Raw genomic sequence first — 25,278 nt, forward strand, 5'->3', positions numbered from 1 at the left:
CTTCTCCTGAGCAAGAGTGCCAAACGCGCGTCGCAAAGGAGCGTTATCTCCCCTGCGGCGCGCGCTTATCACCATTGTCTATGGACGCTTCCGAATAATCAGTACAGCAATAGCACCGATAATAGCAACGCCAAGCACAGATACGCCCAGCCACGGGAATTCCTGCCCGTACGTTACCGTTGTGTTGCTGGTTTTATGGCTATCTGCCTGTGTCTTTGCGGCACTAGAGGCCGACGCGCTGCTCTTCGCACTGCTGGATGCAGAGGCGCTGGCGGTCTTCTTCTGCTCGCCCTTGTTAGCGTTCTGGTCGTTTTTCTGCTCGGAGGAATCTTTATTCCCGCCCTCGTCAGCCTCAGCATTCAAACGATCATACTCTTCTTTAGAGATAGGGTTGCCATCAGCATCAAGATAGACGGTCTCTTGCTCAGATGAACCACCGTCCTGTGCCGAGTTACCGCCATGATCTGCGGATCCGTTATTACCCGAATCTTCAGTACCGCCATTATTGCCGCCACCGTTATCAGGTTCTCCAACAGTAAATACAGGGCTCTTATTGGAATACCGTCCACCCGTATTACCTTTATTACGACCGTTGGCATCTTTACCTCCACCTTCTCCCGTTGCAAGGAAGCGAAGCGTATGATCACCGGAGCCTGCGTTAGAGAGCACAAATGAACCATTTAGGTTCCCCTCGCTATCCGTTGTTTGTCTATGCACGACGCCGTCATCATCTAATTTGACGGTAACCTGGGTGTTTTCGGGGAAACCTGTCAAAGTGAAGTTAACTACGCCTCCGGGAGTCACATGAGGACTTACAGTTGAGCTGGTTCCGGGAGTATTCTCTGATGCTCCTCCAGGCGGGAGCGCATTCGCAGTTCCCATCCCTAGACCAAGGCTAAGGGATATTGCCGCGCAGGCAGTGAGCGCCTTTGATACTGTCTTTGTGGTTCGCATGAGTTTCCTCTTCTGTGCGACTAGTGGTAGTTTATACCGGTTCCCTCCCCACCAATGGTGTGGGAGGGAACCCTAATGTTTGAGTGTGTATGTTTCCTCAGGTGTGAGAGGTGATTAAGCCCTCTTGCGGAAGGTTAGTGCAAGCACCAAGATAATCAGGCCCGCTATAGAGAGCAACACGTTATTTGCGTTGTTTGCAAACCAGCGCGAGAAGCCGCTAAGCTCAGCGCCAATGATATTGGGGGCACTATTGCTGTCGGACTGTGTTGCCGCGGTAGTTGCATTACCCTGGGTACCGTTTTTACCGGGCACGGCCTTGGCCGTGTGAGTTTTCTTGGGTGCGCTCTTGGCTTGGGCACCGCTGTTACTACCGTTCTTTGCGGCAGCTTTAGCGCGTGCCTGCACACGGTTGATGAGCGTATCGTTTTCCAGTTCAGCAGCAGCCCCAAGAGAAGCCTGCTTCGTAATACTGCCTTGACGGGCTGTAAAGTTGATTCCGGAGCTCTGGGTGGGAATAGGTGCCACAGAGCCATATCCTGATCCGTTGTTACCCAACCCTGCGTCATAGCCGCCTGAGCCAGCAATCTTAACGGACAACGTCACCGAATGTTGCTCGTCGCCATTCTGTAAGCTACCACTCAGGAACGTGATATCGTGAACGGTGCCCACGCCCCATTTATCGCTATTTGGGAACGGCAAAGTATAGGTAAACTTACCATCAGCATCAGCCTGAATAATGGCCACAACACCACGAGCCGCATAGTCTTTACCGTTATAGACCACGGCACGGTCAAGTTTGATGTCGCCGCTGTCGTATTTAACGGCGATAACGCTATAGGGGCTCCATCCAGAACCGTTAACGACGATTCCCTGACCGTGGTTCACAGTCTTAGGACCGGTTACGGTAGCCTTACCGTCGGATACAGTCTGAGTCTCAACGACAGGAGCAGGTGCAGTAGGTGCAGGTGCATTATTTTGTGGCCCCTGTTTCACAGTACCGCCCTGATTATCTGCTGGGCTAGGCTGAGCGCCGGTGTTACCGTCATTTTGATAATCTTGTGCAGAAGGCTCAGTAGGCTGAGGCTCTAGTTTCTTGTCGCCATTAGTCGACTGCTGACCGTTATCCTTTGGATCCTTGGCGGTGGCAGAAGCATCGCCTATGGTCACGTTGAGAGTCACCGAATGCTTCGCAGCGTTGCCCTTTTGCAAGGTGCCGCTGAGGAAAGTAATTTCGTGCTGTGAACCGTCCATCCACTTCTCAAACCCGGTTGAATTCTCAGCGTTCGGGAACGGCAGCTTTGCGGTGAACGTACCATCAGGATTAGCCGTAACGACGGCTACAACACCGCGTCCAGCCCAATCCTTACCGTCGTACGTTACGGGGTTCGTGGGTTTGACTTCACCGCCGTCGTACTTCACGGCGATCACAGAACCGGTACCGTCGGCATTCTTCCAGCCGGTACCGCTAACCTCGATTTCCTGACCGTTTTTCGCGTATTTCACGCCGGTCACGGTAACGCCGTTGGACTTAACAGTCTGCGAGTTCTCAAAAGCGGCAGGGGCGGGAGTATTTTCTGCGGGTTGAGGAGCTGGTTTCTCTTCTGCTTTGGGTTGCTGCTCTGCTTCGTTTTTAGCAGCATCGTCAGCTTTGGGCTGTACCGGAGTTTCCTCAGCTTTAGGAGTCTCTTCTACCTTTGGGGTATCAGCAGGAGTTTCATTCTTAGCTGCATCATCAGTCTGAGGCTGCTGTGCAGGCGTTTCTTCAGCCTTCGGAGCTTCTACAGGGGTCTCGTTCTTGGGGGTTTCTTGAACCTGAGGCTGCTCCTCGGGAGTCTGCGCCTTTGGAGTCTCCTCGGCCTTCGGGGTCTCAGCTACCGGAGCTTCTTCGCCCACGGTCACCTTGTGAGTTGCTGAGTGCTTTTGATCACCATCTTGCAAGCTGCCACTCAGGAAATTAATCTCGTGCTCTGAGCCGACGGCCCAGTTAGCATTGGTGGGGAAAGGGATGGTTTCGGTGAAGTTACCGTTCTCGTCTGCCTTAATAACCGCTACAACACCGCGTGCCGACAGATCCTTACCATTGTGCGTCACCGGATCTGTGGGTTTAACCTCACCGCTATCATATTTCACAGCGATAACGGTATTAGCTCCCCACCCCGAACCACTAATTTCAAGACCTTGACCGTTCTTAATAACCGTAGAGCCTGCAACGGTAGCAGTATCGTTTGCTTTCGCGGCGGGTTGTTCTACCTTACTTTGAGGCATTCTCTCGTTGCCTTCACCCGGAACCTTCACAGCAGGATCCTGCGCCTGCGCATTATTACCGGCTTGGGCGGGGGTAGCGTCCGGAGTTTGACCCGGATCTTCAAGAGCGGTTGCGGGGGTTGTTACGCCGGGTGCAAGCAAAGCACCCGCAAGCGCTACCACGGCACTGTAGCGGGCGGCATGATGTGCGTGCTGTGTCATCGTTATGTTCCGTTTCGTGTATAAGGTTTTCAAGCTCTTTCAAGACAGCCCCAGGGGCATGTTGCTGTCTTTCAAAAGCATTTTGTGTATCTTCAGCGTATTCGTCGTTGAGTATTCAAGAGCCTAGATGCGGCACCTCCTCAAGCGAGGTGCCGCGTCTAAAATCTAATCCTACTGCCCCTGATTATTGTTTTGATTTTCGAGTAGTTTGCTGCGAACATCCGCAACAATACCATTCATCAACAGGGGACCACCGGTCGAGGTCCATTTAGAACCCTCAACCGTAATAATATGTTCGTTCTGGTAGGCTTTCAAATTCGTGAAGCCAGATGTGGCCTCTGCCTTCTTCAAAACTTCTGATGCACCATTGGCGCTAGCATCACCTTGAACATTCGGGTTCTTCTGGCTTGCACCGCCCAAAGTACCAATAAACATGTAGTCTGCGTCAATATCCGAGAGGTTCTCCAACGAGACAGGCTCTGAGTGTCCCTTCCCTTCACGGTCCTGTGCCGGGGGACGCTGCAGCCCCAAATCTGAAAGCACCTGCCCAGCGGGAAGCTCCTTTAGGATCAGCGCGGGACCGTTACCCGTCCAACGTACGATCGAGAAGGTCTTATCACCATACTGAGGTTCTAGCTCCTTCTTGAGATTCTCAGTAAGCTTTTCATAGTCTTCCTCAACCTGTTTGCCCTTATCTACCAAGTTAAGGGCATCCGCTACCCGCTCAAAGTTGATGGTCCAGTCGCCGCCAGCGTATCCGGTGTACACCACGGGAGCAATATCCTGCAGAGTCTTATACTGTTCTGAACGTTTATCCACACCTGTAGAATCCGCCAGAATAAGATCGGGCGTGAGGGAGGCAACCTTATCGAAGTTAACATCAGACACAGAACCGACAAGTGTAACGTCGTCTCCTACCTTATCTTTGAGGTAGTTAGGCACAGTCTGCTGACCGCGACCAGAAATAGCGCCTACGGGCTTAACGCCAAGTGCGAGTACCGCATCCAAAGTAGGTTCTGAGAGAACTACAACGCGCTGCGGTTTAGTAGGTACCGTAATTTCTTCCTCATCTACATTCTTAACAACGCGAGTCTCACTTTCGGGAGATTCCGAAGAGTCAGAAGTCGTAGATTCCTGGCTGCATGCTGCAAGTGTGAATGCAGTGCCTGAAGCAAGCGCCATACCTAGAAAGTTACGGCGATTTACCATGAATTGAGCTAGTGACGCTGGGTGTTCAAAAGACATATTTCTCCTAAGACAAATAAACTCTACCTAACCTTACCGTCATATATGCCCTACTTCAAGGAAAAACTCTCATGGTTAACGTTAAGAATCGTCAATCTTTTTACCGATATGTGGTTTTTTCATTGGAAATACAGGTTTTTTATAGTCATTACATAAAGCTATAAAGACGTTATGTCATCAAAAATATTTCACGCTTTAACCGTTTACAGCGTCACAATACGCGCACAATGCACTCAAATTTTTAAGAACAACTGCATCCATCAGAGAGATTTATCCCGGTGTGAGGATGTGACCTCCACGTCTTTCGTGCACTCTCCCCTAGAGAACGCAAAGCAGCAATCGCGGTCTGCGGATCTTCTGCCCCATACACCGAGCTGCCTGCAACGAAACAGTCCGCTCCGGCTTCCGCAGCTCGCACAATCGTTTCCTCCGTAATCCCGCCATCAACCTGAAGCCGCACCGGGATACCGGACCCTTCAAGCGCTGATGCGGCACGACGGATTTTAGGCAAAGTGACATCAAGGAATTTCTGCCCGCCGAAGCCTGGTTCCACCGTCATAATCAGGAGCATATCTATTTCTGTGAGTAGATCGAGGTATGGTTCTACGGCAGTTGCCGGGCGTAATGCCAACCCAGCTTTTGCCCCGGATTCTCGCAGAGTACGCGCCAGCTTAATAGGTGCGGTAGCCGCCTCCGCGTGGAAGGTTACCGATTCGCTGCCCACGTCGGCATACTGGGGAGCCCAACGATCAGGATCATCAATCATCAAGTGCACGTCAAAAGGGACGGGCGAAACTTCGCGCAGACGCTTAACAACCGGAGGTCCCCACGTCAGATTCGGTACAAAATGGTTATCCATCACGTCAATATGTGCCGCATCCGCAGTCGAAATGCGTTCCAACTCGTGCTGTAAATTTGCAAAGTCGGCAGAGAGTATAGACGGATTAATAGCAACAGACATGAGAAAACCTCCTCAACATGACATGCGGATGTTCGGATAACAATAATCGCCGCACTAAAAATACGGTTGTATTGCGCGATTCTAATTCTTACGGAAAAGTGCGAGGAACATAGCATCAGTACCATGAATATGGGGCCACAGCTGTGCAGTCGTTGATGCTTCACCCAGAATATCTTCCTGACGAACCGAGGAGGATTTTTTAAGGCGCACCTGCGGTTGATACCCGGGAGCCTTATCGCCCGCAAGAGTACTTTGTCCATCAGCGCTCGGCAGAGCAACGCTTTGAAGTATCGACTGTGTATCCAGCAGACGCACTTTTCCAGTCTCCAGTATCTCCGCAACAATATTTTGAGTCTCAGCAGCATGCGGTGAGCAGGTTACGTACGCGATCACACCGCCAGGCCGCGTAACTTCACACGCAGCCTCCAGAAGCTGACGCTGCAGAGGAAGCAAATCGGCAATATCACGCAGGGATTTACGCCAGCGTGCCTCCGGACGCCTGCGAAGGGCACCTAGCCCCGAGCAGGGAACATCAACCAGCACACGGTCAAATTTCTGTTCCGGCTCGATGCCCGCGGGTAACCGCTCAGCATTTTGTACAAGCGTTTGGGATATCTCACGCCCGTCCCCGGTGAGAACAACATACTCGTCGGGAGAAAGCGGCCGTAAAGATTGTGAAACCAGTTTTGCACGATGCGCTGCCGACTCATTCGCCACCACCCGAGCACCACGCTGCGCGCCCAAAGCCGCCAACAGTGCAGCCTTACCGCCCGGACCGGCGCACAGGTCAAGCCACGCAGAGTCTTGCCCTTCAAGAGGAGCTGCAACAAGCGCGCGAGTAACCAGCTGCGAACCTACGTCCTGTGCACGCACGGTACCCTCGCGAACACTTTCCAGCCTGCCTAAATCGCCAGCGGAATATAAAGCGGAATCCTCCACCAGTTCGCCCTCTACCGCGCCTTTCTCGAAGGCTTCCTGCAGGTCTCCTATCCCGGGAAGCGCTATAAGGTTTACCACAGGTGCCTGGTTATCGGCGTCAAGAAGTTCCTGAATTTCGGCCGGAGACCTGCCATGAGCCGCAAGCGCTTGACGCATGGAACGCACAATCCAGGTCGGATGCGATTTTGCGAGCGCAAGTTTTTCGATGTCGTCCTTGGCATCAGCTTCCAGACGGGCGTACCATTCCTCACGGCTACGCTCACTGACGCGTCGCAGCACCGCATTCACAAAGTTCGCGGGGCCACCGCCGATCTGAGCACGGGCTAATGCGACGCTTTGGTTAAGAGCTGCATGGGCGGGCACGCGCATACTCAAGAGCTGGTGAACGCCCATACGCAGTACAATCAACGTGGTTGTACCGATTTTCTCTAACGGACGATCCGCACAATGCGCCAAAATGGCGTCGTAGGTACCCTGGCTGCGCAGGGTTCCGTAGGTGAGTTCGGTGGCAAAGCCCGCATCCCGATGGTCAAGATGATGGGCACGAATCGTGCCGGGCAACACGAGATTTGCGTAGGAGTCGTTTTGCGCTACCGCGTTGAGAACCTCAAATGCGACGAGGCGCGCGGGGTCTGCAGAGCGTGAGCGCTGTGAGGGCGCAGTCGCAGAGAACTCACGGGACGAAAGCTGCTTACGGTTGCGCTCATGTCCGCTCTTATTACGTTTGGAAGCACCACCTCCGCCGCGTTTCATGCCATCGTGGGAGCGCTGGGCACGTTCGTTTCGGCGTTGTTCACTAGTCTTACCGTCAAATCGTTTTGATGATGCACCGCGATTTCGCGGATTCCGTGAGCCATTTTTGTCGTTATAACGTCGCTCCGTCATGAGAGCACTACCTTTCCTTCGGCGAGGCCGCTACCGAGACCGCGTGCCCAGGCGAGCGCGTCCATCATTTTTTTACCGGCAGGTTGTACACGCACCAGTTCTAAAGCACCGTCCGCCGTACCCACATAGAGTTTTTTACCACGAAGTTCAAGCTGTCCAGGAGCCAAGGTACCGGCCTGATCGCTCAGACGCACACCGCCGATCTTAAGTCGGTTCCCCGAAAATTCACACCAGGCGCCAGGTTCCGGGGTTACTGCGCGAACTTGAGCAAGAATTTTGTGGGCGCTTTGGGTGAAATCTATGCGCGCATCGGCATTGGTCACCTTTGCCGCGTAGCTGACGGATTCGTCCTCGTTCTGCGCGGTTCCGTGCTCGCCTGCCTCAAGCCGTACAAAGGTATTCGCCAACAGCTCTCCCCCGCTTTGCGCCAAACGTGTGAGAATGCTCCCGGCAGTATCGTCTTCCGTCACCAGCGTGGATTCTTCTTCGAAGACCGCGCCAGTATCCAACCCGGCTTCTAGAAGGAAGGTATTCGAGAAAATCTCATTTTCTCCCGCCATGAGAGCACGCTGTACGGGTGCGGCCCCTCGCCACGCGGGCAGCTTCGAAAAGTGCAGATTAACCCAGCCGTAAGGAAGCATATCGAGCGCATGTTGCGGCAGAATTGTGCCATATGCGACCACGGCGGCGGCTTCGGCTCCCAGCGGGGCTATCTGCTGTTGAGTTTCTGGCGACCACCGGTTCGCTTTAACGATAGGCAGCCCGAGCTCTTCAGCGCGTTGTGCTACGGGCGAGGGGGTAAGGATGCGCTTTCGACCTACCGGCGCGTCCTCGCGCGTGAGCACTCCAACCACCTGAACCCGCGGGGACTGGACAAGCGCATCGAGAGGGTGCACAGCGATCTCGGGGGTTCCCGCGTAAAGAATTTTGAGGGTCATGGGTGAGTCCTTAAACCTAGTGGAGTACGGTATATCTATGCACTGAAGCTGCCTAGGGAAGCACCGAAGCTTCCTCCTACCCGCATTGCTCGTTCGGCAGAGGTCTGTGCTGTCACCTTGTTGTAGTCTGCGGCTCGGAGGGCGCGCATAACCCGTTTACGATCTTCGCCGACAAGGCGATCGATAAAGAGTTTGCCGTGAAGATGATCGGTTTCGTGTTGGAGCATACGCGCGAATAGTCCTTCCCCTTCAAGCACCAGGGGCTTTCCCATCTTGTCTACGCCTCTCACCCGGGCCCAGTTCATGCGCGGAGTATCCGATTTCATACCGGGTACCGACAGGCATCCTTCCCCTCCCTCTTGAGGCTCCGTTCCGGTCTCAAGTACGGGGTTGATAATATATCCTTCGCGGTCGTCAATACCGCCAAAGGTAAAAATTTGTTTGGAGATACCAATCTGAGGCCCAGCCAGCCCGACTCCTTCAACGTCGTACATGGTGTCAAGCATATCGTCGATCAGTTTGGCAAGCTCCCGATCAAAAACGGTGATAGGTTCACATTCGCTGCGAAGAACGGGGTCGCCTACGGTACGGATACTCAGAATTGTCATATGTCTCCCTGATGCGCTTGTTATGGTACGCAGATATACTCCAAATAGGGTGAAGGGCTGTCAAATACCAGCATTCTATTGTACCGGCTGAGGTATTCGTCCAAATAGAACACTCGTGATTATTTTGTTGTTCTTCTACCGGGTTTACTAGGCTACCTGTGTGTGATCTCCCGAAGACGGTTGACCTGCCACGGGAGGCGGAACTACCGGCATGAGAGCGTCGTCCGGGAATTCGTGAACTGTACGGTTATATTCCCAGACCCTCCGCAATGCACAGAATTTATACCAGTTCTGTTCAAGAATCTTTGGATTTGCCTGATGCGGCACCACCTGCGTTTCGCCCAGTGCCACGCCCATCAGGATGGGGGCATCACCGTATTTCCAGGGTTCCCAGGTTCCCGCGACGGGGTCTACCAGCGATTCTTCGGCTTTGAGCCCGGCAACCAGTTGCATAACCACCTTATCGTCAAGGGGTTTAACACGCCCTCGCCGGTCGGTGCCTTTAGTTTTATAGTCAATAATGCAGGTTCGTCCGGCGATCTGAGCGACAAGGTCCAGCGTTCCGGCGTAACCTACGGACTTATTCCAGATAGTAATTTCTGCGGCGAGTGGTTGAGGGCGAAAAGCGTCCCACCATTCATCGAACCTATCCGCATAGGCTTGTTCGCCGTTGCGGATAAGCTGTTCTCGACATTCTTCGACGTTGTGTTCCGCTCCCATGGCGCGTAACGCAATATTCTCGGCGTAATTATGTACCCTGTCACCGCGCTCGGCTGCAGCATCTCGGTACCGTTCGGATGCGGCCGCCGCGTCACGAATAATAGCGTACTTGAGCCCCGAGGATCCAGCAGCACGATAAGCTCTCTGGTCTTCGAGAGCAGCTTTTGCAGCCATATAACCGTGCCATCCGCTCATATCGGTAGCGTGCTGACCGATAACGGTCGTGATGGAAGGAACTAGCAGCTCTCCGCCGCGTTTACGAGAGTACATGCGACCGTAATCGGTTGGATTTGCTAGTTCTGGTGCTGTCACCGAGTACCTTCTTGATCTGCGGATAGTGATTGGGGCTGTATACAAAAACCCCCGTTGTGGATGTACAAACGGGGGTGGCTCGTGCGTGATACTGGGTTCGAACCAGTGACCTCTTCGGTGTGAACGAAGCGCGCTACCACTGCGCCAATCACGCCTACAGGTAAACACTATACCGAGTGGGAAGATAGCGCGTCAAATATGGGTTGTTGCCCTTATTTGAGGCGCCAGAAGGGCATTTGGTGTCCCGTTAAAAGCAACAAAAAAATCCCCAGATCTCCGTGATCTGAGGATTATTCCTAGTGTGACCCCAACCGGATTTGAACCGGTGTTGCCGCCGTGAGAGGGCGGAGTACTAGGCCGCTATACGATGGGGCCATAGCATCGAGTGATGCTCGCTGGGGTACCAGGACTCGAACCTAGAATGACGGTACCAGAAACCGTTGTGTTGCCAATTACACCATACCCCACTATTTCATTATGTTGTTCCGGTAAAACCTCAACGATTTTCGCCGCAACGAATAATAACTATACCGGTGCTTTGTTGCATCATGCAACTTCGTACCTTGAGATGGTCATCACAAAAGTCTGCCCAAAATCTATACCCCGCCTCCGGAACCCCTCCCGAATACACGCCAATCGGGTGAAGGCATCCAAGAGATGCCCTCACCCAACGCGTACATGTTATTCAAGCGGCAATATAAACTTACCAACTAAGCAACGATAGGCATCTCACCTGCTATGCGCTATTTTTTGGGTGCGGACGCTGAAACCTTCACGGAATCAAAATTACCCATGTAACGCATCATATAGGCTGCCATAGCATCGCGCTTGACCGAGTCATGCGGACGGAACGTACTGTCAGGCCAACCGGTGGAGAGCTTCGAGAACTGGAACCACGAAATTTCCTTGGCAAAGGGGTTTCCCGAAACATCCGTAAAGGTTGCTTTCTGCTGAACTTCCGGGGATCCTGCGGCACGATAGAAGAAGGCCGCCATAGCCTCGCGGTTTATTGACTCTTCAGGACGGAAGGTACCGTCTTCCCAACCTGTCGTAATACCGGTTGCCTTCAGCCACGCAATTTCCTTATAGAAGGGGTGGGTTGTAGGAACATCACTGAAAGGAGATTCCGCGGGTGCCTCAAATTCGGGAGAACCCGCCAGGCGATATAGGTACGCTGCCATTGCTCCACGTTCGATGCTCTCCAAGGGGTGGAATCCGCCATCGGGGTAACCGGTTGTGATGCTCTTCTCCCCCAGCTTGATGATGTCGTTCTCAAAGAGGTTGCCAGCAATATCGTTATACGACACGTTGGTCAGGGTCCTGTTATCGCCGCCCGTCAGAGGGGCAGGGTAACCTGCAAAGGTTTCCTGCTGCGGAGTAATCTGATTGATCTCTACCTCGGGGTTTTCCGCTGTCATATTCTCCGGGGTAACCTTCACCTTGGTAATAGAATCAGCAGTTTCTTCTTTGGAAGTTAGCGTTCCCTGGGCGTAATCCATACCGAAGGGAATGGTCGTATCGGGGGCAAAACCATCCTTATTAGCGATATAGACCTCACCATCAGCACCCAAGGTAATATCGTTGGCCCCCTTGGAGGCTGACTGCACTTCGCCGATAAGACGATCTGCGCGACCATCAATCACGCCGACCTTACCGGTAGCAAAATCCGTAACGTATACGAGGTCACGATTTTCATCGTTGACGAGCGAAAGTGCCTGCTTACCGAACGGAATAGACTTCTTATATTCTCCAGTCTTGAGGTCATACACAGTCACCCCGGAATTACCCTTAGACTCGCCGCTCTGACGGTCATAACTGCCTTGTGCAGAGACGTAGATCTCCTGTTCAGAAACATCAATGGCAATATCGGAAGGAAGAACATCAACGCCTTCGACATCGGCGTGAGTCTGGATTTCTTGCAGAACCTTAAATGTATTCGTGTCAATCACATAAACTTTGCCGGTAGCGCGCTCGGGAACGTAAAGTTTACCATCATGAATGGTGGCATTCATGCTGATGTAGCGCTTACCTTCTTCATCTCCACCCACCTTGATCTTCTCAACCTTATGGGTCTTCAGATCAATGGCAGAGACGAAGTAACGACCCGTCACAAATGCTTTGCCGGAGGCAGCATCCACCTTTACCTCACGCGGATGCTCGATCCAGTTTTCATCTCCCTCTTGAGCGCCGTAGTTGGTCCACAAGAGATTGAGATTATTTTGGTCGTACACAGACACAGCGTTATCACGAGTATTCGTAACCCAAATGGTGCCATTCTCATCATCCACGTCAATACCAAAAGCACCCAAATTCTTATACCCAGCGTTGTATCCGGTACCGGCTCGGGTGATAGGTAAGGTGGCTATTGCTTCTATCTGGAGAGTCTTCTCATCCAGACGCGCAATAGTCGATGTGGACATATCACGGTTAGAGCCAGCAATGAAGATTTTGCCGTTCTTTGAATGGCGAATCTGATACTGCCCTGGAATCCCCTGCACCTGTTGAGCCTGAGCAGCAGTAATCTGCTGCGGGGCAGGAGACTCTACCGCAAAGGACGCGGGCACTGCAAAAGGTGCCCCCATGAGCGACATCGAAAGTGCCCCAACGGTAGCTGCTTTGAAAGGCTTACGCTGAGCTTTAGTGAGCAAAAGAACCATATAAACTCCCTAAGAGAATGACGGACACTAAAAATTAGTTACCCTATAGTTAAAACTTAGGGTAGGAGTACCTAAGAAGGTGTACTCCCTATATTCACGTCTTTCCTCCCAAAAAGCAATAGAAATACCATCTATGACGTTTATTTTCTTAGAGACTTATCGTCATCAAAATCTTGGAACACGGCAGAATCTCCGAATTTTCACGGAAGATAAACCAACATTTACGGTTCCTTACGACATACACACAAAAAGCCCTGAAGATTACTTCAGGGCTTTCGCAGAGCGGTTGACGAGACTTGAACTCGCGACATCCACCTTGGCAAGGTGGTGCTCTACCAACTGAGCTACAACCGCAATATTCTGTTTTCACAAAATAACGAGCCGGAACCTTTCATTCCGACGCGCTCACAAGTAAATACTATACTGTACCGTTTGATGGCCCGCAACTCTTACACGCATAAATCTTTTCTTGACATTCTCCAGCTCACTATTTTCCCCATGCCTACAGCACGCTGACTAGGGTTTATAGGCATGATAGCAAGCACGTATATTTTCTATATGATGCCCTTTACAGAAGCTTAGAGCACGCCAATATGCTCAGGATGTTTACGAGTTTGAGGATTCCTGCCGACGATGATGCTGATGTCCCAGGTGATGCGCGTGCTCAGCAGAAGAGTCAACGGCTGCATCCGCGATGGATTCCGCACGCGAATTACGTTCGGATCCCGTACCAATCCCGGTGCGGCGCTCCCCTTCGCTGGGCGTTACTCCATCCTCGGTCATCTCATCTACCATGCGGATTAGGAATGACTTCGCATAAATAATGCCAAACCCAAAGAGAAGCGCAGCTAGAACCCAGATGACGAAGGTTACCCAGTCCCAGTGACCACCCAGCCAAACCTTCACACCTATGTAAACTGCCAATGCTATGGCAGACATTATGGCGGCAAATGTTACATCACGCCTAGTCATGCTTTATCCTCCTTATCGTTTTCTGCCAGCTCCTGGACGTTTTCACGGGCTTCCTCCCCTCTCAGATGCTCGCCTTCCTGCTGCTGATTCTCTGCTTCGCGTTCACGCGCAATCTGTTCATCATCAAACTTAGCTTCATGATATGCCGCGAAATACGCTAAGGCACTGGCTAACACAATTATCACAATGGTCCAGATAGATCTCACTGCATCTGCAATAGTGGCAATAAGCAAGACGATTGAAGCATTCGCAAACGCCATCACGGTTCCTTTGCGCAAGGCACGCAAAACGTATTTATTGTGGTTCACCTTCACCTCCCACGATGCACGATCGTATAACCAGCATAAGCCGAGAACCGTACAATTTACTAGCGCCCCATATATAGAGTGCTTTCACACAAATCTTGCATAGAGAAAACCCGGTGGTTCACGCACACTTGCGAACCACCGGGTTCTTCTCAAAAAAGATACGGCTATGCGTTCGGGGTTAAGCCCCAAGTTCAGCGGCCAAAGCCCGTACACGTTTGAGGGAAGATTCCTTCCCCAGAATCTCCATGGACTCAAAGAGCGGGGGCGAAATACGCTCACCCGAAACGGCGATACGTACCGGTCCGAATGCCAAACGCGGTTTGATCTCCAGACCTTCCACGATAGCGGATCGCAGAGCAGATTCGATACTTGCCGCATCCCAAGATTCGAGGGGTTCAAGCGCTTCTAAAGCGGCGGCAAGAACCTGAGGGGCAGATTCTTTGAGCTGTTTACGAGCATCATCGGCAATTGTAATCTCTTCATCAGCTTTGAAGAGGAATGCCAGAAGCTTCGGAGCTTCGCCCAAGAGCTGCATACGTTCCTGCACCAAGGGAGCGGCCTCTGTCAGAATCTGCTCTTCACGTGCTGAAAGTTCCTCACCAACAACACCAGCGGCTTGTAGATAGGGCACCAAACGGTTTCGGAAATCGTCCGCCTCCAAACGACGAATATGATCGCCGTTAATAGCCTCTGCCTTCTTGACGTCAAAACGTGCCGGATTGCCTACCACATCGTGAATGTCGAAGTGCGCCACTAGGTCATCGACTGAGAAAACGTCCTGATCTGCGGATAGTGACCAGCCTAGCAGAGACAGGTAATTCAGCAGACCTTCTTTAATAAATCCGGCATCGCGCAGCAGGAAGAGATTCGATTCGGGATCGCGCTTCGACAGTTTCTTATTACCCTGCCCCATCACATAGGGAAGATGCCCAAACTCGGGGATAAATGTAGTAACGCCCGTATCAATCAGTGCCCGGTACAGTGCAATTTGGCGCGGAGTTGAAGACAATAGATCTTCGCCGCGAAGCACGTGGGTTACGCCCATCAAAGCATCGTCCACAGGGTTCACGAAAGTATACAGGGGGTCACCGCTAGAACGCACCACAACGTAGTCCGGGACAGACCCGGCTTTGAAGGTAATCTCACCACGTACAAGGTCGTTGAACGTAATATCCTCATCGGGCATACGCAAACGCCATACGGGTTTACGGCCTTCGGCGCGGAAAGCCTCTTTCTGCTCGTCACTCAGGTGACGATCATAGTTATCGTAGCCGAGCTGAGGATCCTGCCCCGCTGCTTTACGGCGTTCCCGCACCTCATCGGGGGTCGAGAAATCCTCATAGACATACCCGCCCTCAATGAGCTTCTCGAAAACCTTCTGGTAAATGTCCTCACGTTTGCGTTCAGACTGACGATACGGTTCATGGGGGCCGCCTACGCCCACGCCTTCGTCCCAGTTAATGCCCAGCCAGTGCAGACTGTCGAGCACTTGGTTGAACGATTCTTCCGAATCGCGTGCCGCATCGGTATCCTCAATACGGAAAATGAGCTTACCACCGGTATGGCGCGCATAAGCCCAGTTAAACAGGGCTGTACGTACCATGCCCACGTGCGGGGTTCCGGTCGGTGAAGGGCAAAAGCGTACGCGAGTTTCGCGTGGATCGTGCAGATCGGGACCGGGATATTCGGTCATAGTAGGTTTTCTCCTGAACTTATGTATCTCAAAATCATGCTGCTGTACGGCCTATAGCGCTGAGGAATCTATGTTTAGCACTCTCAGCCAATAGGCTCTAACTGCGGATGCGGGTTACCAGGGCCCCAATACCTTCGACCTCAACCTCGACCTCATGACCATCACGAAGGACGCTGATACCCGCCGGGGTTCCGGTCAAGATAATATCTCCGGGAAGAAGGGTAAAGATCTCGGATGCCGCGGACACGAGCTCCGCCACCGAGTAGTGCATATCAGAGGTGTTGCCTTCCTGCACCACGTCACCATCAACCCAGCTCGTGATATTCAGCGAGTCGGTATCAACCTCCGTTTCGATCCAGGGCCCCAGTGGGGTTGAGCCGTCAAAGCTTTTCGCACGAGTCCACTGCGTGTCCGTCTCCATAACGTCACGTGCCGTCAGATCGTTGGCTACAGTGTATCCAAAAACGACCTCATGCACACGTTCCAGCGGAACCGACTTTGCAATACGACCGATGATAACCGCCAGTTCGCCTTCAACGCTGACCGCTTCGGAATACTCGGGGAGAGTCACTGGATCACCAGGGCCGACCACCGTCGTATTTGGCTTGATGAAGAACTGCGGGGCGGCAGGAGCCGGGGTACCCGCCCAATTAGCAAGAGCACCAATCACCTTGGAGCGTGGAATGATGGGGGCAAGCAGGCGAACATCCTCAAGCTGATAAGTCTTCGAGGTGGTTTCAACACCGGAGTAAAACGGATCGCCCGCGAGAACATGCAAAATTTCGCTGCCGTCCTCTCCTTCAACCACACCATAATGAAGATCGTTATCTACGGTAAATCGTGCAATACGCATACCTTCTAGAGTACCAGTCATTCACACCCCTCTCGATACGCAAAAAGTGACTTTCCGATTGAAAAGTAGAGCTTATCGTCGGAAAGTCACTCTCTGCACGTTTCACGGATGCGCCCGGCGCAGTAACCGGGAGTTATTAGACGAGGCGGGTCATCCAGCCATGACGGTCCTCTACTGTACCGGTCTGAATGCCCACGAGCTCTCCACGCAGGCTCTTGGAAATCTCACCAAATCCTTCGGAAGCCGCAGGAATCTCAAAATCAGTAGCCTTGAGCTTTCCAATAGGGGCAATGACCGCTGCGGTACCACAGGCACACACCTCTGTAATATCGCCAGAAGCCACACCGTCACGCCACTCGCTGAGGGTGATGGGGCGTTCCTCAACGGTCATTCCGCGATCCTTCGCCAGCTGCAAAATTGAGGAACGGGTAACGCCCTCTAGAATAGTTCCGGTAAGTTCGGGGGTTACCAACTTATTCTCTTTACCGTAGATGAAGAATACGTTCATGCCGCCCAGCTCTTCAAGAGCATCGTTACGGTGCGGGTCTTTGAAGATCACCTGTTTACAGCCGTTTTCTTCACCTTCAAGCTGGGCGATCATGGCGGCAGCATAGTTACCGCCGCATTTTGCAGTGCCAGTACCGCCTTCACCAGCGCGAGCATACTTCGTGGACAGCCAAATGTCCACCGGCTCGGGGGTGCCGAAGTAGTTACCGGCAGGCGACCCAATCACGTGATACTCCACGTGACGAGCAGGGCGAACCCCCAGATATGCCTCGGTCGCAATCATAAACGGACGGAAATAGAACGCTTCTCCCTCACCGCTGGGAACCCATTTTTCATCTACCTGCACCAGCTGTTTTAGGGATTCGATGAAGGTCTCTTCGGGCAGCTGAGGCAGCGCCATACGATGCGCCGAGCGGTTCAGGCGCGCCGCGTTCTTCTCGGGTCGGAATGTCCATACCGACCCATCCGAATGACGGTAGCCTTTAATACCCTCGAAGATTTCCTGGCCATAGTGAAAAACCGCAGCGGCGGGATCTAAGCTGAGCGGACCGTAGGCGTGCACCCGCGCATTCGACCATTCACCGCCGGTCTTATAATCACCGTTCCAGTCGATGCTGACCATATGATCCGTAAAATAGTCGCCAAATCCGGGGTCGGCAAGAATCTCGGCTCGGCGTTCGTCACTCGCGGGGGCGGGGTTCTTTTCACGGCTAAATTCAAGTGCCATGGTGTAATCCTATTCTGTCAATTCTCTCTGCCAATAGCATCGGCGGTGCGAACCTCAAGGTGGGAGGCAGAAGCGGCATCGCTTACGAAGCTCATCAGTGCGGCTTGTGACCACGCCAGCGGACGACGGGGCGGATGTGCCCGTTGCACATGTTTTAGAGTACCTGATGAATAGGCACAACGCACACGCAACCCACCGCCGCCCATATCGTGAAAATCGAAGGCGGGGCGTAAGCTATCTCAGCCCTAGCTAGCCTAGGAACCCTAAGACATCGTTACCAACTTCGTCGGTGCCTCGGGTGCGGGCGCCGTTGGCGCGCATATCGGCCTCGACCGCATCCTCAATACGGACCGCCGTCGACTCATAGCCTAGGTGCCGCAGAAGCATTGCTCCCGCGAGGATTGCGGCGGTTGGGTTTGCTTTGTTCTGCCCCGCGATGTCGGGGGCTGAACCATGCACGGGCTCAAACATTGAGGGGAACTCCCCTACCGCGTTGATATTGCCTGAGGCCGCGTAGCCAATACCTCCGGTTACTGCACCGGCCTGATCGGTCAGGATGTCGCCAAACAGGTTATCGGTTACGATCACGTCGAAACGCGAGGGATCGGTGGTCATGAAAATTGTTGCCGCATCAACATGCAGGTAATCGGTTTGCACTTCGGGGAATTCGCGCCCGATCTCTTCAAAAAGACGGGTGTACAAACGACCAGCGTGTACGAGTACATTTGTTTTGTGGATGAGGGTCAGCTTCTTACGGCGAGACTGTGCCAGTTCGAAGGCGTACCGGATCAGCCGACGAACACCGTGGGCTGTATTAATAGATACTTCGGTTGCGATTTCGGCATCGGTACCGCCGCGAATAGTTCCTCCATTACCCACGTAGGGCCCTTCGGTACCTTCGCGCACCACCACGAAGTCGATCTCTCCAGGGTTGCTCAGCGGCGACACTGCCCCCGGGTACAGCCGTGCGGGACGCATGTTAATGTAATGGTCAAAAGAGAAGCGCAGCTTCAAAAGCATTTCACGTTCGATCAGCCCTGAGGGAATCTTACCGCTGCGCGGATCGGCACCAATAGCGCCGAAAAGAATCGCATCGTGCTGTTTGAGAGACTCCATCGTACTCTCGGGCAGGGTTTCGCCGGTTTTAAGCCAGTGCTCGGCGCCAAGTTTATAGTCGGTGGAATCTACGCGAATAGAATCAAGCTCGCAGGCGCGTTGAAGCACACGCTGCGCCTCGGTAATAATTTCAGGTCCGATACCGTCGCCAGCGATCACGGCAAGGTTGATGAAACGTTCAGTAGTCATACCTCTACCCTACTGCTGGCACGAACAATTGCGCAGATTTTAGGCCATGATTCTCAGAGTATGGGCATATATATTCCCGCATAATCTCGCAGTTTTGAGAGGTCTTATTCCAGATTTTGCAGCCTCATGACCTACACGAGTACGTACAAAATTCATCCTTCCGAGTGATTACCTGTTTTGAGGGCGAACGTTACACTTAACCCATGGATCTAACGAGCCGAATTAACAACTACATAGATAGGAACTACCGCTGGTTTAATATCACGGTAGTTGCTTTCATGCAGATGTTTGTTCTGCTCATAGCTCTTGCAATGTCCTATAGGGATAGCGGCATTACTTTTTTCATTGCATGCATCAATACGACCGCCCTTTATTTTCGGTACCGGCATCCTTATGGGTCAATCTGGTTTGTTCTCGTCTCCACCGCTCTCACTCTATTTATTCCGGATGTTTTGCCCGTTCATCTGTATTTTCCGGTAGGCGTAGCGGCTTATCATATCGGCAGGCACTGGAAGAAGAAGCTGCGGGTTCGCATGTTTATTGCGGGCTGGATTGGTGCCTTTGCGGTAGGGACCCAGCTTTTCATCATGCTGCTTCCGCGGGTCGAACAATTTGCCGCTATTATAAGCTCGATTATCATTACGACCTTATGCGGTGCGATTTATTCCGTGCTCTGGTTTATCGGTGATTCAAGGCGTACTCGCATTATTCGCCAGGATGAGCTTCGAGAGCGAGCGATGCGCCTCGAATTTGAGCAGGAACAGGAACGGCGTCTTGCGGCACAGGACGAGCGCACCCGCATCGCCCGCGAAATGCACGATATTGTGGCGCATTCACTTTCCAGCATCATTACGCAGGCTGACGGCGCCAGGTATGCCGCAGCCGCGATACGGACCACGACGACTCAGCCCGCCGAAACGACTAACCTTCAGGAGCATGACGCCTCTATCGCGGAACAGACGCTTGAAACTATTGCGGTCACCGCACGCGATTCTCTCACGCAGATGCGTTCCCTTCTGGGGGTTCTTCGTACCGATGAAGACACCATGTACGCTCCAGCGCCTACAATTCACGAAATTCCCGCTCTGGTTGCGCAGGCTCGCAGGTCGGGAGTTAATATCGACTTCGCTGGCATTACCGGTACCATAAACGGCGCCCTCCCTCAGGGAGCTGATCTAGCGGCATATCGTGTAATCCAGGAAGCGCTCACCAATATCGTTAAACACGCCCGCGATGCTGAGATCGTTACCCTCTCGGCTGTGTGGAAACGAGATGGCCTGTATTTGGACGTGTACAACAGCGCTCCGGCGCATCACAACAGCTCGGATGCTCCATATTCCTTTGTGCCGGGCAGCGGTAACGGTCTCTTGGGTATGCGCGAGCGCATCACAATGTATGACGGAACCCTGCATTACGGCCCGGATCTGCAGGGTGGTTTTAGCGTGAAGGCCTGGCTGCCGTACCGCGAAACGTAATGGGAACCCAGTATTGTAAAAGTGACAGAACATATTAAAGGAAATCCTATGAACGAACAGATTACCGTGATGCTGGTTGATGACCAGCAGCTTGTACGCGGCGGTTTGAAGATGCTTATCAATTCGCAACCTGATCTGCAGGTTGTTCTCGAAGCTGATGACGGCGCAGCGGCGGTTGATAGCTATGCCCGTATGGCTGAAGAAGGTACCGCCCCTCAGGTGGTTCTTATGGATGTTCGTATGCCTATTATGGATGGGCTGGAGGCTGCAAAAAGTATTCTAGAGCTCAACGTTCCTGATTCCAGGGTTATTATGCTGACTACCTTCGACGTCGACGAATATGTCTATGCGGCGGTACGTGCCGGGGCAAGCGGTTTTTTGCTGAAAGATGCGCCTCCCGAAGAACTTCTGGGGGCTATTCGAACAATACATCGCGGTGATGCGGTGATCGCCCCTTCCGCTACACGCCGCCTGCTGGAACATATGATTCCGGTGTTGGAGGTTCATTCGGAACAGGATTCTGCCAGTGTTGCTCCCACTCCTCAGGAGGAGCCGCAGCTTCTGCATCAGGAACTCATGCAGACTCTTTCGCCGCGTGAGCATGAGGTACTTCGTCTGATTGCGCAGGGTCTTTCCAATGTGGAGATCAGCCGCGCGCTCGTGCTGTCGGAGGCTACGATTAAGACCCACGTCTCGCATGTTCTGGCAAAACTTGATGCCCGCGATAGGGTTCAGGCCGTGATTATGGCCTATGAGGCTGGGATCGTTTCGTAGGCTCCTTGTGTCTACATCTACCGTTGAGGACAGAACCTGTGAAAAGGCTGAAAAATCATTCTTGGGAATGATGAATATCCGTCAAGCCAACATTTACGGTTATATAGTAGACCGATATTTATGATGTAGTACGCCACAGGATTTTTTACATGATCTCCTCTCTGCTCTCGCTGATATATGCAAATCTGCGCGCATCTTGGCGTAAATATATTTTGACGGGACTGGGCATTGCGGTTGCAGCTTTTTTCCTGAGTGCCGTGCTTCTTCTCAATACAATCATTTCCGCCACATATGTGGCGCACTACGGCAATCAGGTACGTAACAGCGATGCGGTTGTTGCTACCAACATCTCGGGGCAAGCCAAGGAGAACTCGTCAGGCGCTCTCTCGGTTGAGGAAGTTGAAGATATCCGTAATAGCCCCCAGGTGGCTGGTATCCGGGAAGACTCGGTAGTTTCAGCCATGTATCATGACGCGCCGGGCGACCCTGTGCCCTATGCGATTTCTCAAGCTCCCACTGACCCGGATTTGTTTCCTTATCAGATACAGGGGCGAATGCCACAGAATGATCATGAAATTCTGCTCCCAGAGTCGCTTCGTGAGTCTTTGCATCTCAACATAGGCGATAAATTTCACGGCATTGACCCGGTCGCAACAATAAAGCTGCCCACTCCCACGTCCATTACAAATTTTGAGGGCGGCACACTATCTTTAGAAGATTCCTTGCCCACCAAGGAATATACGATCACTGGTACTTTCCACTCTCCGCCCCTGGGATCTGAAGATTCAATAACAGTTTTTGCCGGTGGCACTATGCTAACAACGACATCTAAAATTGCTCATCGCGAGCATAAAACAAATATTGTTCATGATGCGCATATAGTTGCGGTCAAGCTCCGTGAGGGTGTTTCGGTTGAAGATTTTAAGCGGGAATTTACCGCGCACCACGACGATCATGGGTATGTAGTGCCAGCGCATGAATATGCCCACAAATTAGAACCGGACATAGGTTTTGCCAATGATCTGCTCACCGCAGCCCTTTTAGGTCTGGCAGCATTAGCCCTCATGGTCTCTGCTTTTGTTATCACCAATACATTTAGCGTGTTGCTTTCTCAGCGCACCCGCGAGCTCGCTCTGCTGCGTACTTTAGGAGCCAGCCGCCCCAATCTTCTCACTATAGTGCTGGCAGAATCTACGGTTTTGGGAGTTCTCGCAGCTTCTTTAGGTATTACACTTGCCTACGCTCTTTGGGCGGTTATCACGTCGTGGGCCGCTCATACATTGGTTTTCACTTTTTCCCTGGTCCCTTTGGGAGTTACTCTGCCAGTGTGTGTTGCCGTCACCTGGATCGCCGCTCTTAAACCCGCCTATGCAGCATCAAAAGTATCGCCTGTGCAAGGGCTTCGTGATGGCGTAGTACAGCAGGTTTCTACCTACGGTAAGCGTCAGGGGGTTATCGCTCTGCTATTGCTTGTGGCGAGTATTGTGGCGTATGCAGTCTTCATGAGTAAATCCTCTGAGCATGTGCCTGATGGCATGGAGGGCACCCATAGCGTTCAAGTGCTTGTTGTGGGTATTATTGCTGCTGCTCTCTTAGGCTTTGCTATTTTGTCGGCAGCCCATAAAATACTTTCACCGCTCGTGAAGTTTTGGTCCTCTCTGATAGCACATACCCTAACAGGGTCTATCGCGTGTAAAAATGCGCTGCGTTCTCCGGCACGTATGGTGTCGACCGGGCGAGCCCTCCTCGTAGGAATGATGCTTATAGCTATGGTGCTTACAGGTTATGTGACCCTTAAAGCATCTGTCACAAGTTTTATACAGCAGACAGACCATCCGGCAGCGGTTCTAACGTTTAATGGCTCCAAGGATACGGAGGGTAACTCCTCTACTGCACGCAATTCTCAGAATTCTGAATCCACTGCAGAACGGTATATGCACCAGGCACAGGATGCGCAGCGCAGGGTCCAAGAACTGCCGTCCGTACAGTCTGAAGCGTTTGTACAATATGCGGGAAACCTCACCTGCGATGATGATTCTCATACTCTCACAACTTCAGATGGGCCGGTGAATGAAGCAGGCAGTAATCCCAGCGCTGCAGCTGGCACTCTTGACCATACTGATCTTCCCGCTGCCTATGCGGTTTCACCCCAGGATATTGACGTAGTATTGCCTGGTACCTCGGAAACGATATTGCAGGGTGATGTGGTGGTTCTGCCTCGCTCAGAACAACATGCCTTGCAAGGGCATAAGCCACCTAGTTTTACACTTCACGGTCCACGTGGAGACCTACGGCTTACTGCGGTGTACTCGCAAACTGATGACCATACCCCCTATATCTCACGTGAGACCGCCGCCAAGGTCCAGGATCTTGATCATCCCCAGCTTCTTGAAGGTTCTTCTTCCACTGGAGAGTCCTATGTGGTAGTGCGCGCCAAACAGGGATTGAGTTCTGATGAAAGTACAGAATTACGGAATGATCTAACGGATATTTCCCGTACAACACACGGGTTATATCTCGCGGGCATTCTAGAGATGCGCGCTGCTGTCGAAATTTCCCTTATCGTTATCATGTATACCATCCTGGCTATTATTGCTCTTATGGTACTGATTTCGGTGTTAGGGGTAAGTAATACTTTGATGCTCTCAGCCCATGAACGAAGCCGCGAAAACGCGCTCCTCCGCACTCTGGGGCTTTCGCGTCAGCAGTTACGTTCAGTCATTATGATGGAAGCTATTCTTATCACGCTTTCAGCGCTGCTGGTTGCTCTCATCGGCGGCACGCTTGCCGGGTTTATCCTGACACGCGCTATCACGCCACAGAACATTGAGATCATCTACCGAATTCCCCTGACGGAATACTGTATAGCATTCTTCGGCGCTTTAGGAATTGCTGTCTTAGCTTCGTGGGTTCCCTCCGTACGCGCCTCAAAAGTCTCACCAGTTCAGGCGCTTCGAGAAGACTGAGTCTGTGCAGATTCTATACAGCATATAAAAAATTACTGTACTATACCAAGTATTTAATAGAACACATTCATATATATTACTTTCGCATACATTCCTGAGAAAGTATTCTACTTATAATATTGCCTGTAATTTCACTAACTTTACCTTGAAAATAGTTACGGTTATTTTAGAGACAGAACTTCAGAAATCACCCAAAAGTATGATAAAACCTCCCACAGGTTTTCATTCTAGTTTGGGATAATTGGTGTTATGACTACTACATTAGATACTTCTGTTAAACCAGCTGTTACCGCCCAAAACCTGAGCAAGACTTACGGCACAGGTGAGGCGACGGTACATGCCCTCAATAACGTAACAGTTTCTTTCGAACAGGGTAAATTTACCGCTATTATGGGGCCTTCCGGCTCCGGTAAATCTACCCTTATGCAGACTTTGGCAACCCTAGATACCCCGGATATTAACCCCAACACCAGCATCAAAATTGCCGATACCGAGCTATACGGTCGGCGGGATAAAGAGTTAACCGAGTTTCGTCGCGAACATATCGGCTTTATTTTCCAGGCCTTCAACCTGGTACCCACCCTCACCGCCGGGCAGAATATCGACTTACCGCTTGGCCTGGCAGGCAAAAAGCCTGATCCTATTTGGCGCGATTATCTTGTGGAGACTTTGGGTCTAACAAAACGGCTCAGCCACCGTCCCGAACAGCTCTCCGGTGGTCAGCAACAACGTGTCGCCATCGTACGCGCACTACTCTCCCGCCCGGACGTCGTCTTCGCCGACGAGCCCACCGGCAACCTCGATTCAAATTCTGGTACCGAAGTACTCAAGCTCCTGCGAACCGCAGCGACCGAGCATCAGCAAACCATCCTCATGGTGACCCACGATGCACACGCAGCATCCTACGCAGACCGCGTAGTCTTCCTCAAAGACGGTGCCATAGCTGGCGAAATGCTCAAACCTACCCACGATGCTGTTCTAAACGCCATGGGACAGTTGGAAGGTGAATAACA

The 25,278-nt window shown here is 52.2% G+C and carries 19 protein-coding genes and 4 tRNA genes; 4 read left to right on the forward strand and 19 right to left on the reverse strand.

The annotated features are described in order from the left end of the window. Positions 1 to 78 precede the first annotated feature (78 nt). The 19 genes from HMPREF2958_RS05480 to HMPREF2958_RS05570 form a co-directional block, all read right to left on the reverse strand. Complete coding sequence (locus HMPREF2958_RS05480; protein WP_070697181.1) at positions 79 to 954, reverse strand: hypothetical protein; 876 nt, start codon at positions 952 to 954, stop codon at positions 79 to 81. Positions 955 to 1,068: 114 nt separating this feature from the next. Next, the gene (locus HMPREF2958_RS05485) at positions 1,069 to 3,420 is read right to left on the reverse strand and encodes a hypothetical protein (RefSeq protein ID WP_070697183.1); all 2,352 of its coding nucleotides are present in this window, start codon (positions 3,418 to 3,420) and stop codon (positions 1,069 to 1,071) included. Between the two features lie 171 nt (positions 3,421 to 3,591). Then, complete coding sequence (locus HMPREF2958_RS05490; protein WP_070697184.1) at positions 3,592 to 4,665, reverse strand: ABC transporter substrate-binding protein; 1,074 nt, start codon at positions 4,663 to 4,665, stop codon at positions 3,592 to 3,594. Positions 4,666 to 4,906: 241 nt separating this feature from the next. Then, positions 4,907 to 5,626, reverse strand: a complete 720-nt coding sequence (gene rpe, locus HMPREF2958_RS05495; protein WP_070697186.1) for a ribulose-phosphate 3-epimerase — start codon at positions 5,624 to 5,626, stop codon at positions 4,907 to 4,909. An 81-nt stretch (positions 5,627 to 5,707) separates the two neighbouring features. Next, positions 5,708 to 7,450 carry an RsmB/NOP family class I SAM-dependent RNA methyltransferase gene (locus tag HMPREF2958_RS05500; RefSeq protein WP_070697188.1) on the reverse strand — a complete coding sequence of 581 codons (1,743 nt, stop codon included), beginning with the start codon at positions 7,448 to 7,450 and terminating at the stop codon, positions 5,708 to 5,710. After that, complete coding sequence (gene fmt / locus HMPREF2958_RS05505) at positions 7,447 to 8,388, reverse strand: methionyl-tRNA formyltransferase (protein ID WP_070554309.1); 942 nt, start codon at positions 8,386 to 8,388, stop codon at positions 7,447 to 7,449. Before fmt ends, HMPREF2958_RS05500 begins: the two co-directional genes overlap by 4 nt. 35 nt (positions 8,389 to 8,423) lie before the next feature. Then, positions 8,424 to 8,996, reverse strand: a complete 573-nt coding sequence (def, locus tag HMPREF2958_RS05510; RefSeq protein WP_070697190.1) for a peptide deformylase — start codon at positions 8,994 to 8,996, stop codon at positions 8,424 to 8,426. A gap of 147 nt (positions 8,997 to 9,143) precedes the next feature. Then, positions 9,144 to 10,028 (reverse strand): hypothetical protein, encoded by an 885-nt coding sequence (locus HMPREF2958_RS05515; RefSeq protein ID WP_004004933.1) that lies wholly within the window; start codon positions 10,026 to 10,028, stop codon positions 9,144 to 9,146. A gap of 82 nt (positions 10,029 to 10,110) precedes the next feature. Further along, positions 10,111 to 10,182 (reverse strand) — tRNA-Val (locus HMPREF2958_RS05520). 148 nt (positions 10,183 to 10,330) lie between these two features. Then, a tRNA-Glu gene (locus HMPREF2958_RS05525) sits at positions 10,331 to 10,403 on the reverse strand. A gap of 20 nt (positions 10,404 to 10,423) precedes the next feature. Beyond that, positions 10,424 to 10,495, reverse strand: a tRNA-Gln gene (locus tag HMPREF2958_RS05530). A gap of 276 nt (positions 10,496 to 10,771) precedes the next feature. Further along, complete coding sequence (locus HMPREF2958_RS05535) at positions 10,772 to 12,685, reverse strand: S-layer homology domain-containing protein (RefSeq protein WP_037231022.1); 1,914 nt, start codon at positions 12,683 to 12,685, stop codon at positions 10,772 to 10,774. Positions 12,686 to 12,966: 281 nt separating this feature from the next. Continuing rightward, a tRNA-Gly gene (locus HMPREF2958_RS05540) sits at positions 12,967 to 13,039 on the reverse strand. A 252-nt stretch (positions 13,040 to 13,291) separates the two neighbouring features. Further along, positions 13,292 to 13,657, reverse strand: a complete 366-nt coding sequence (locus HMPREF2958_RS05545) for a hypothetical protein (RefSeq protein ID WP_070697191.1) — start codon at positions 13,655 to 13,657, stop codon at positions 13,292 to 13,294. Further along, the gene (locus HMPREF2958_RS05550; RefSeq protein ID WP_246828051.1) at positions 13,654 to 13,965 is read right to left on the reverse strand and encodes a hypothetical protein; all 312 of its coding nucleotides are present in this window, start codon (positions 13,963 to 13,965) and stop codon (positions 13,654 to 13,656) included. Before HMPREF2958_RS05550 ends, HMPREF2958_RS05545 begins: the two co-directional genes overlap by 4 nt. Before the next feature lie 178 nt (positions 13,966 to 14,143). Then, positions 14,144 to 15,658: a glutamate--tRNA ligase gene (gene gltX, locus HMPREF2958_RS05555; protein ID WP_070697195.1), complete on the reverse strand. Its 1,515-nt coding sequence runs from the start codon at positions 15,656 to 15,658 to the stop codon at positions 14,144 to 14,146. A gap of 97 nt (positions 15,659 to 15,755) precedes the next feature. After that, positions 15,756 to 16,511: a fumarylacetoacetate hydrolase family protein gene (locus HMPREF2958_RS05560; protein ID WP_070697403.1), complete on the reverse strand. Its 756-nt coding sequence runs from the start codon at positions 16,509 to 16,511 to the stop codon at positions 15,756 to 15,758. A gap of 136 nt (positions 16,512 to 16,647) precedes the next feature. Beyond that, positions 16,648 to 17,745 carry a branched-chain amino acid aminotransferase gene (locus tag HMPREF2958_RS05565; RefSeq protein ID WP_070697196.1) on the reverse strand — a complete coding sequence of 366 codons (1,098 nt, stop codon included), beginning with the start codon at positions 17,743 to 17,745 and terminating at the stop codon, positions 16,648 to 16,650. A gap of 249 nt (positions 17,746 to 17,994) precedes the next feature. Further along, complete coding sequence (locus HMPREF2958_RS05570; protein WP_070697198.1) at positions 17,995 to 19,050, reverse strand: 3-isopropylmalate dehydrogenase; 1,056 nt, start codon at positions 19,048 to 19,050, stop codon at positions 17,995 to 17,997. A 278-nt stretch (positions 19,051 to 19,328) separates the two neighbouring features. On the opposite strand from HMPREF2958_RS05570, the gene HMPREF2958_RS05575 reads away from it, so the two are divergent. From HMPREF2958_RS05575 to HMPREF2958_RS05590, 4 genes are all read left to right on the forward strand, one after another. Continuing rightward, a complete protein-coding gene (locus HMPREF2958_RS05575) occupies positions 19,329 to 20,525 on the forward strand; it encodes a sensor histidine kinase (RefSeq protein ID WP_246828052.1) in 1,197 nt (398 codons plus the stop codon). Between the two features lie 48 nt (positions 20,526 to 20,573). Then, positions 20,574 to 21,299 (forward strand): response regulator, encoded by a 726-nt coding sequence (locus HMPREF2958_RS05580; RefSeq protein ID WP_048755225.1) that lies wholly within the window; start codon positions 20,574 to 20,576, stop codon positions 21,297 to 21,299. A gap of 149 nt (positions 21,300 to 21,448) precedes the next feature. Then, positions 21,449 to 24,265, forward strand: coding sequence for an ABC transporter permease (locus HMPREF2958_RS05585; RefSeq protein WP_070697201.1), 2,817 nt, complete (start codon positions 21,449 to 21,451; stop codon positions 24,263 to 24,265). A gap of 249 nt (positions 24,266 to 24,514) precedes the next feature. Beyond that, positions 24,515 to 25,276 carry an ABC transporter ATP-binding protein gene (locus HMPREF2958_RS05590; protein ID WP_070697203.1) on the forward strand — a complete coding sequence of 254 codons (762 nt, stop codon included), beginning with the start codon at positions 24,515 to 24,517 and terminating at the stop codon, positions 25,274 to 25,276. The last annotated feature ends 2 nt before the right edge of the window (positions 25,277 to 25,278 follow it).

Origin of the sequence: Rothia sp. HMSC036D11 (assembly GCF_001814205.1) — a bacterium.
GTDB classification, from domain to species: Bacteria; Actinomycetota; Actinomycetes; order Actinomycetales; family Micrococcaceae; genus Rothia; species Rothia dentocariosa.

Bases quoted from the DNA above. Each gene is read 5' to 3' on its own strand.
- HMPREF2958_RS05480 (WP_070697181.1), bottom strand. From the start codon at position 954: ATGCGAACCACAAAGACAGTATCAAAGGCGCTCACTGCCTGCGCGGCA.
- HMPREF2958_RS05485 (WP_070697183.1), bottom strand. From the start codon at position 3,420: ATGACACAGCACGCACATCATGCCGCCCGCTACAGTGCCGTGGTAGCG.
- HMPREF2958_RS05490 (WP_070697184.1), bottom strand. From the start codon at position 4,665: ATGTCTTTTGAACACCCAGCGTCACTAGCTCAATTCATGGTAAATCGC.
- rpe (WP_070697186.1), bottom strand. From the start codon at position 5,626: ATGTCTGTTGCTATTAATCCGTCTATACTCTCTGCCGACTTTGCAAAT.
- HMPREF2958_RS05500 (WP_070697188.1), bottom strand. From the start codon at position 7,450: ATGACGGAGCGACGTTATAACGACAAAAATGGCTCACGGAATCCGCGA.
- fmt (WP_070554309.1), bottom strand. From the start codon at position 8,388: ATGACCCTCAAAATTCTTTACGCGGGAACCCCCGAGATCGCTGTGCAC.
- def (WP_070697190.1), bottom strand. From the start codon at position 8,996: ATGACAATTCTGAGTATCCGTACCGTAGGCGACCCCGTTCTTCGCAGC.
- HMPREF2958_RS05535 (WP_037231022.1), bottom strand. From the start codon at position 12,685: ATGGTTCTTTTGCTCACTAAAGCTCAGCGTAAGCCTTTCAAAGCAGCT.
- HMPREF2958_RS05545 (WP_070697191.1), bottom strand. From the start codon at position 13,657: ATGACTAGGCGTGATGTAACATTTGCCGCCATAATGTCTGCCATAGCA.
- gltX (WP_070697195.1), bottom strand. From the start codon at position 15,658: ATGACCGAATATCCCGGTCCCGATCTGCACGATCCACGCGAAACTCGC.
- HMPREF2958_RS05560 (WP_070697403.1), bottom strand. From the start codon at position 16,511: ATGCGTATTGCACGATTTACCGTAGATAACGATCTTCATTATGGTGTG.
- HMPREF2958_RS05565 (WP_070697196.1), bottom strand. From the start codon at position 17,745: ATGGCACTTGAATTTAGCCGTGAAAAGAACCCCGCCCCCGCGAGTGAC.
- HMPREF2958_RS05570 (WP_070697198.1), bottom strand. From the start codon at position 19,050: ATGACTACTGAACGTTTCATCAACCTTGCCGTGATCGCTGGCGACGGT.
- HMPREF2958_RS05575 (WP_246828052.1), top strand. From the start codon at position 19,329: ATGCAGATGTTTGTTCTGCTCATAGCTCTTGCAATGTCCTATAGGGAT.
- HMPREF2958_RS05580 (WP_048755225.1), top strand. From the start codon at position 20,574: ATGAACGAACAGATTACCGTGATGCTGGTTGATGACCAGCAGCTTGTA.
- HMPREF2958_RS05585 (WP_070697201.1), top strand. From the start codon at position 21,449: ATGATCTCCTCTCTGCTCTCGCTGATATATGCAAATCTGCGCGCATCT.
- HMPREF2958_RS05590 (WP_070697203.1), top strand. From the start codon at position 24,515: ATGACTACTACATTAGATACTTCTGTTAAACCAGCTGTTACCGCCCAA.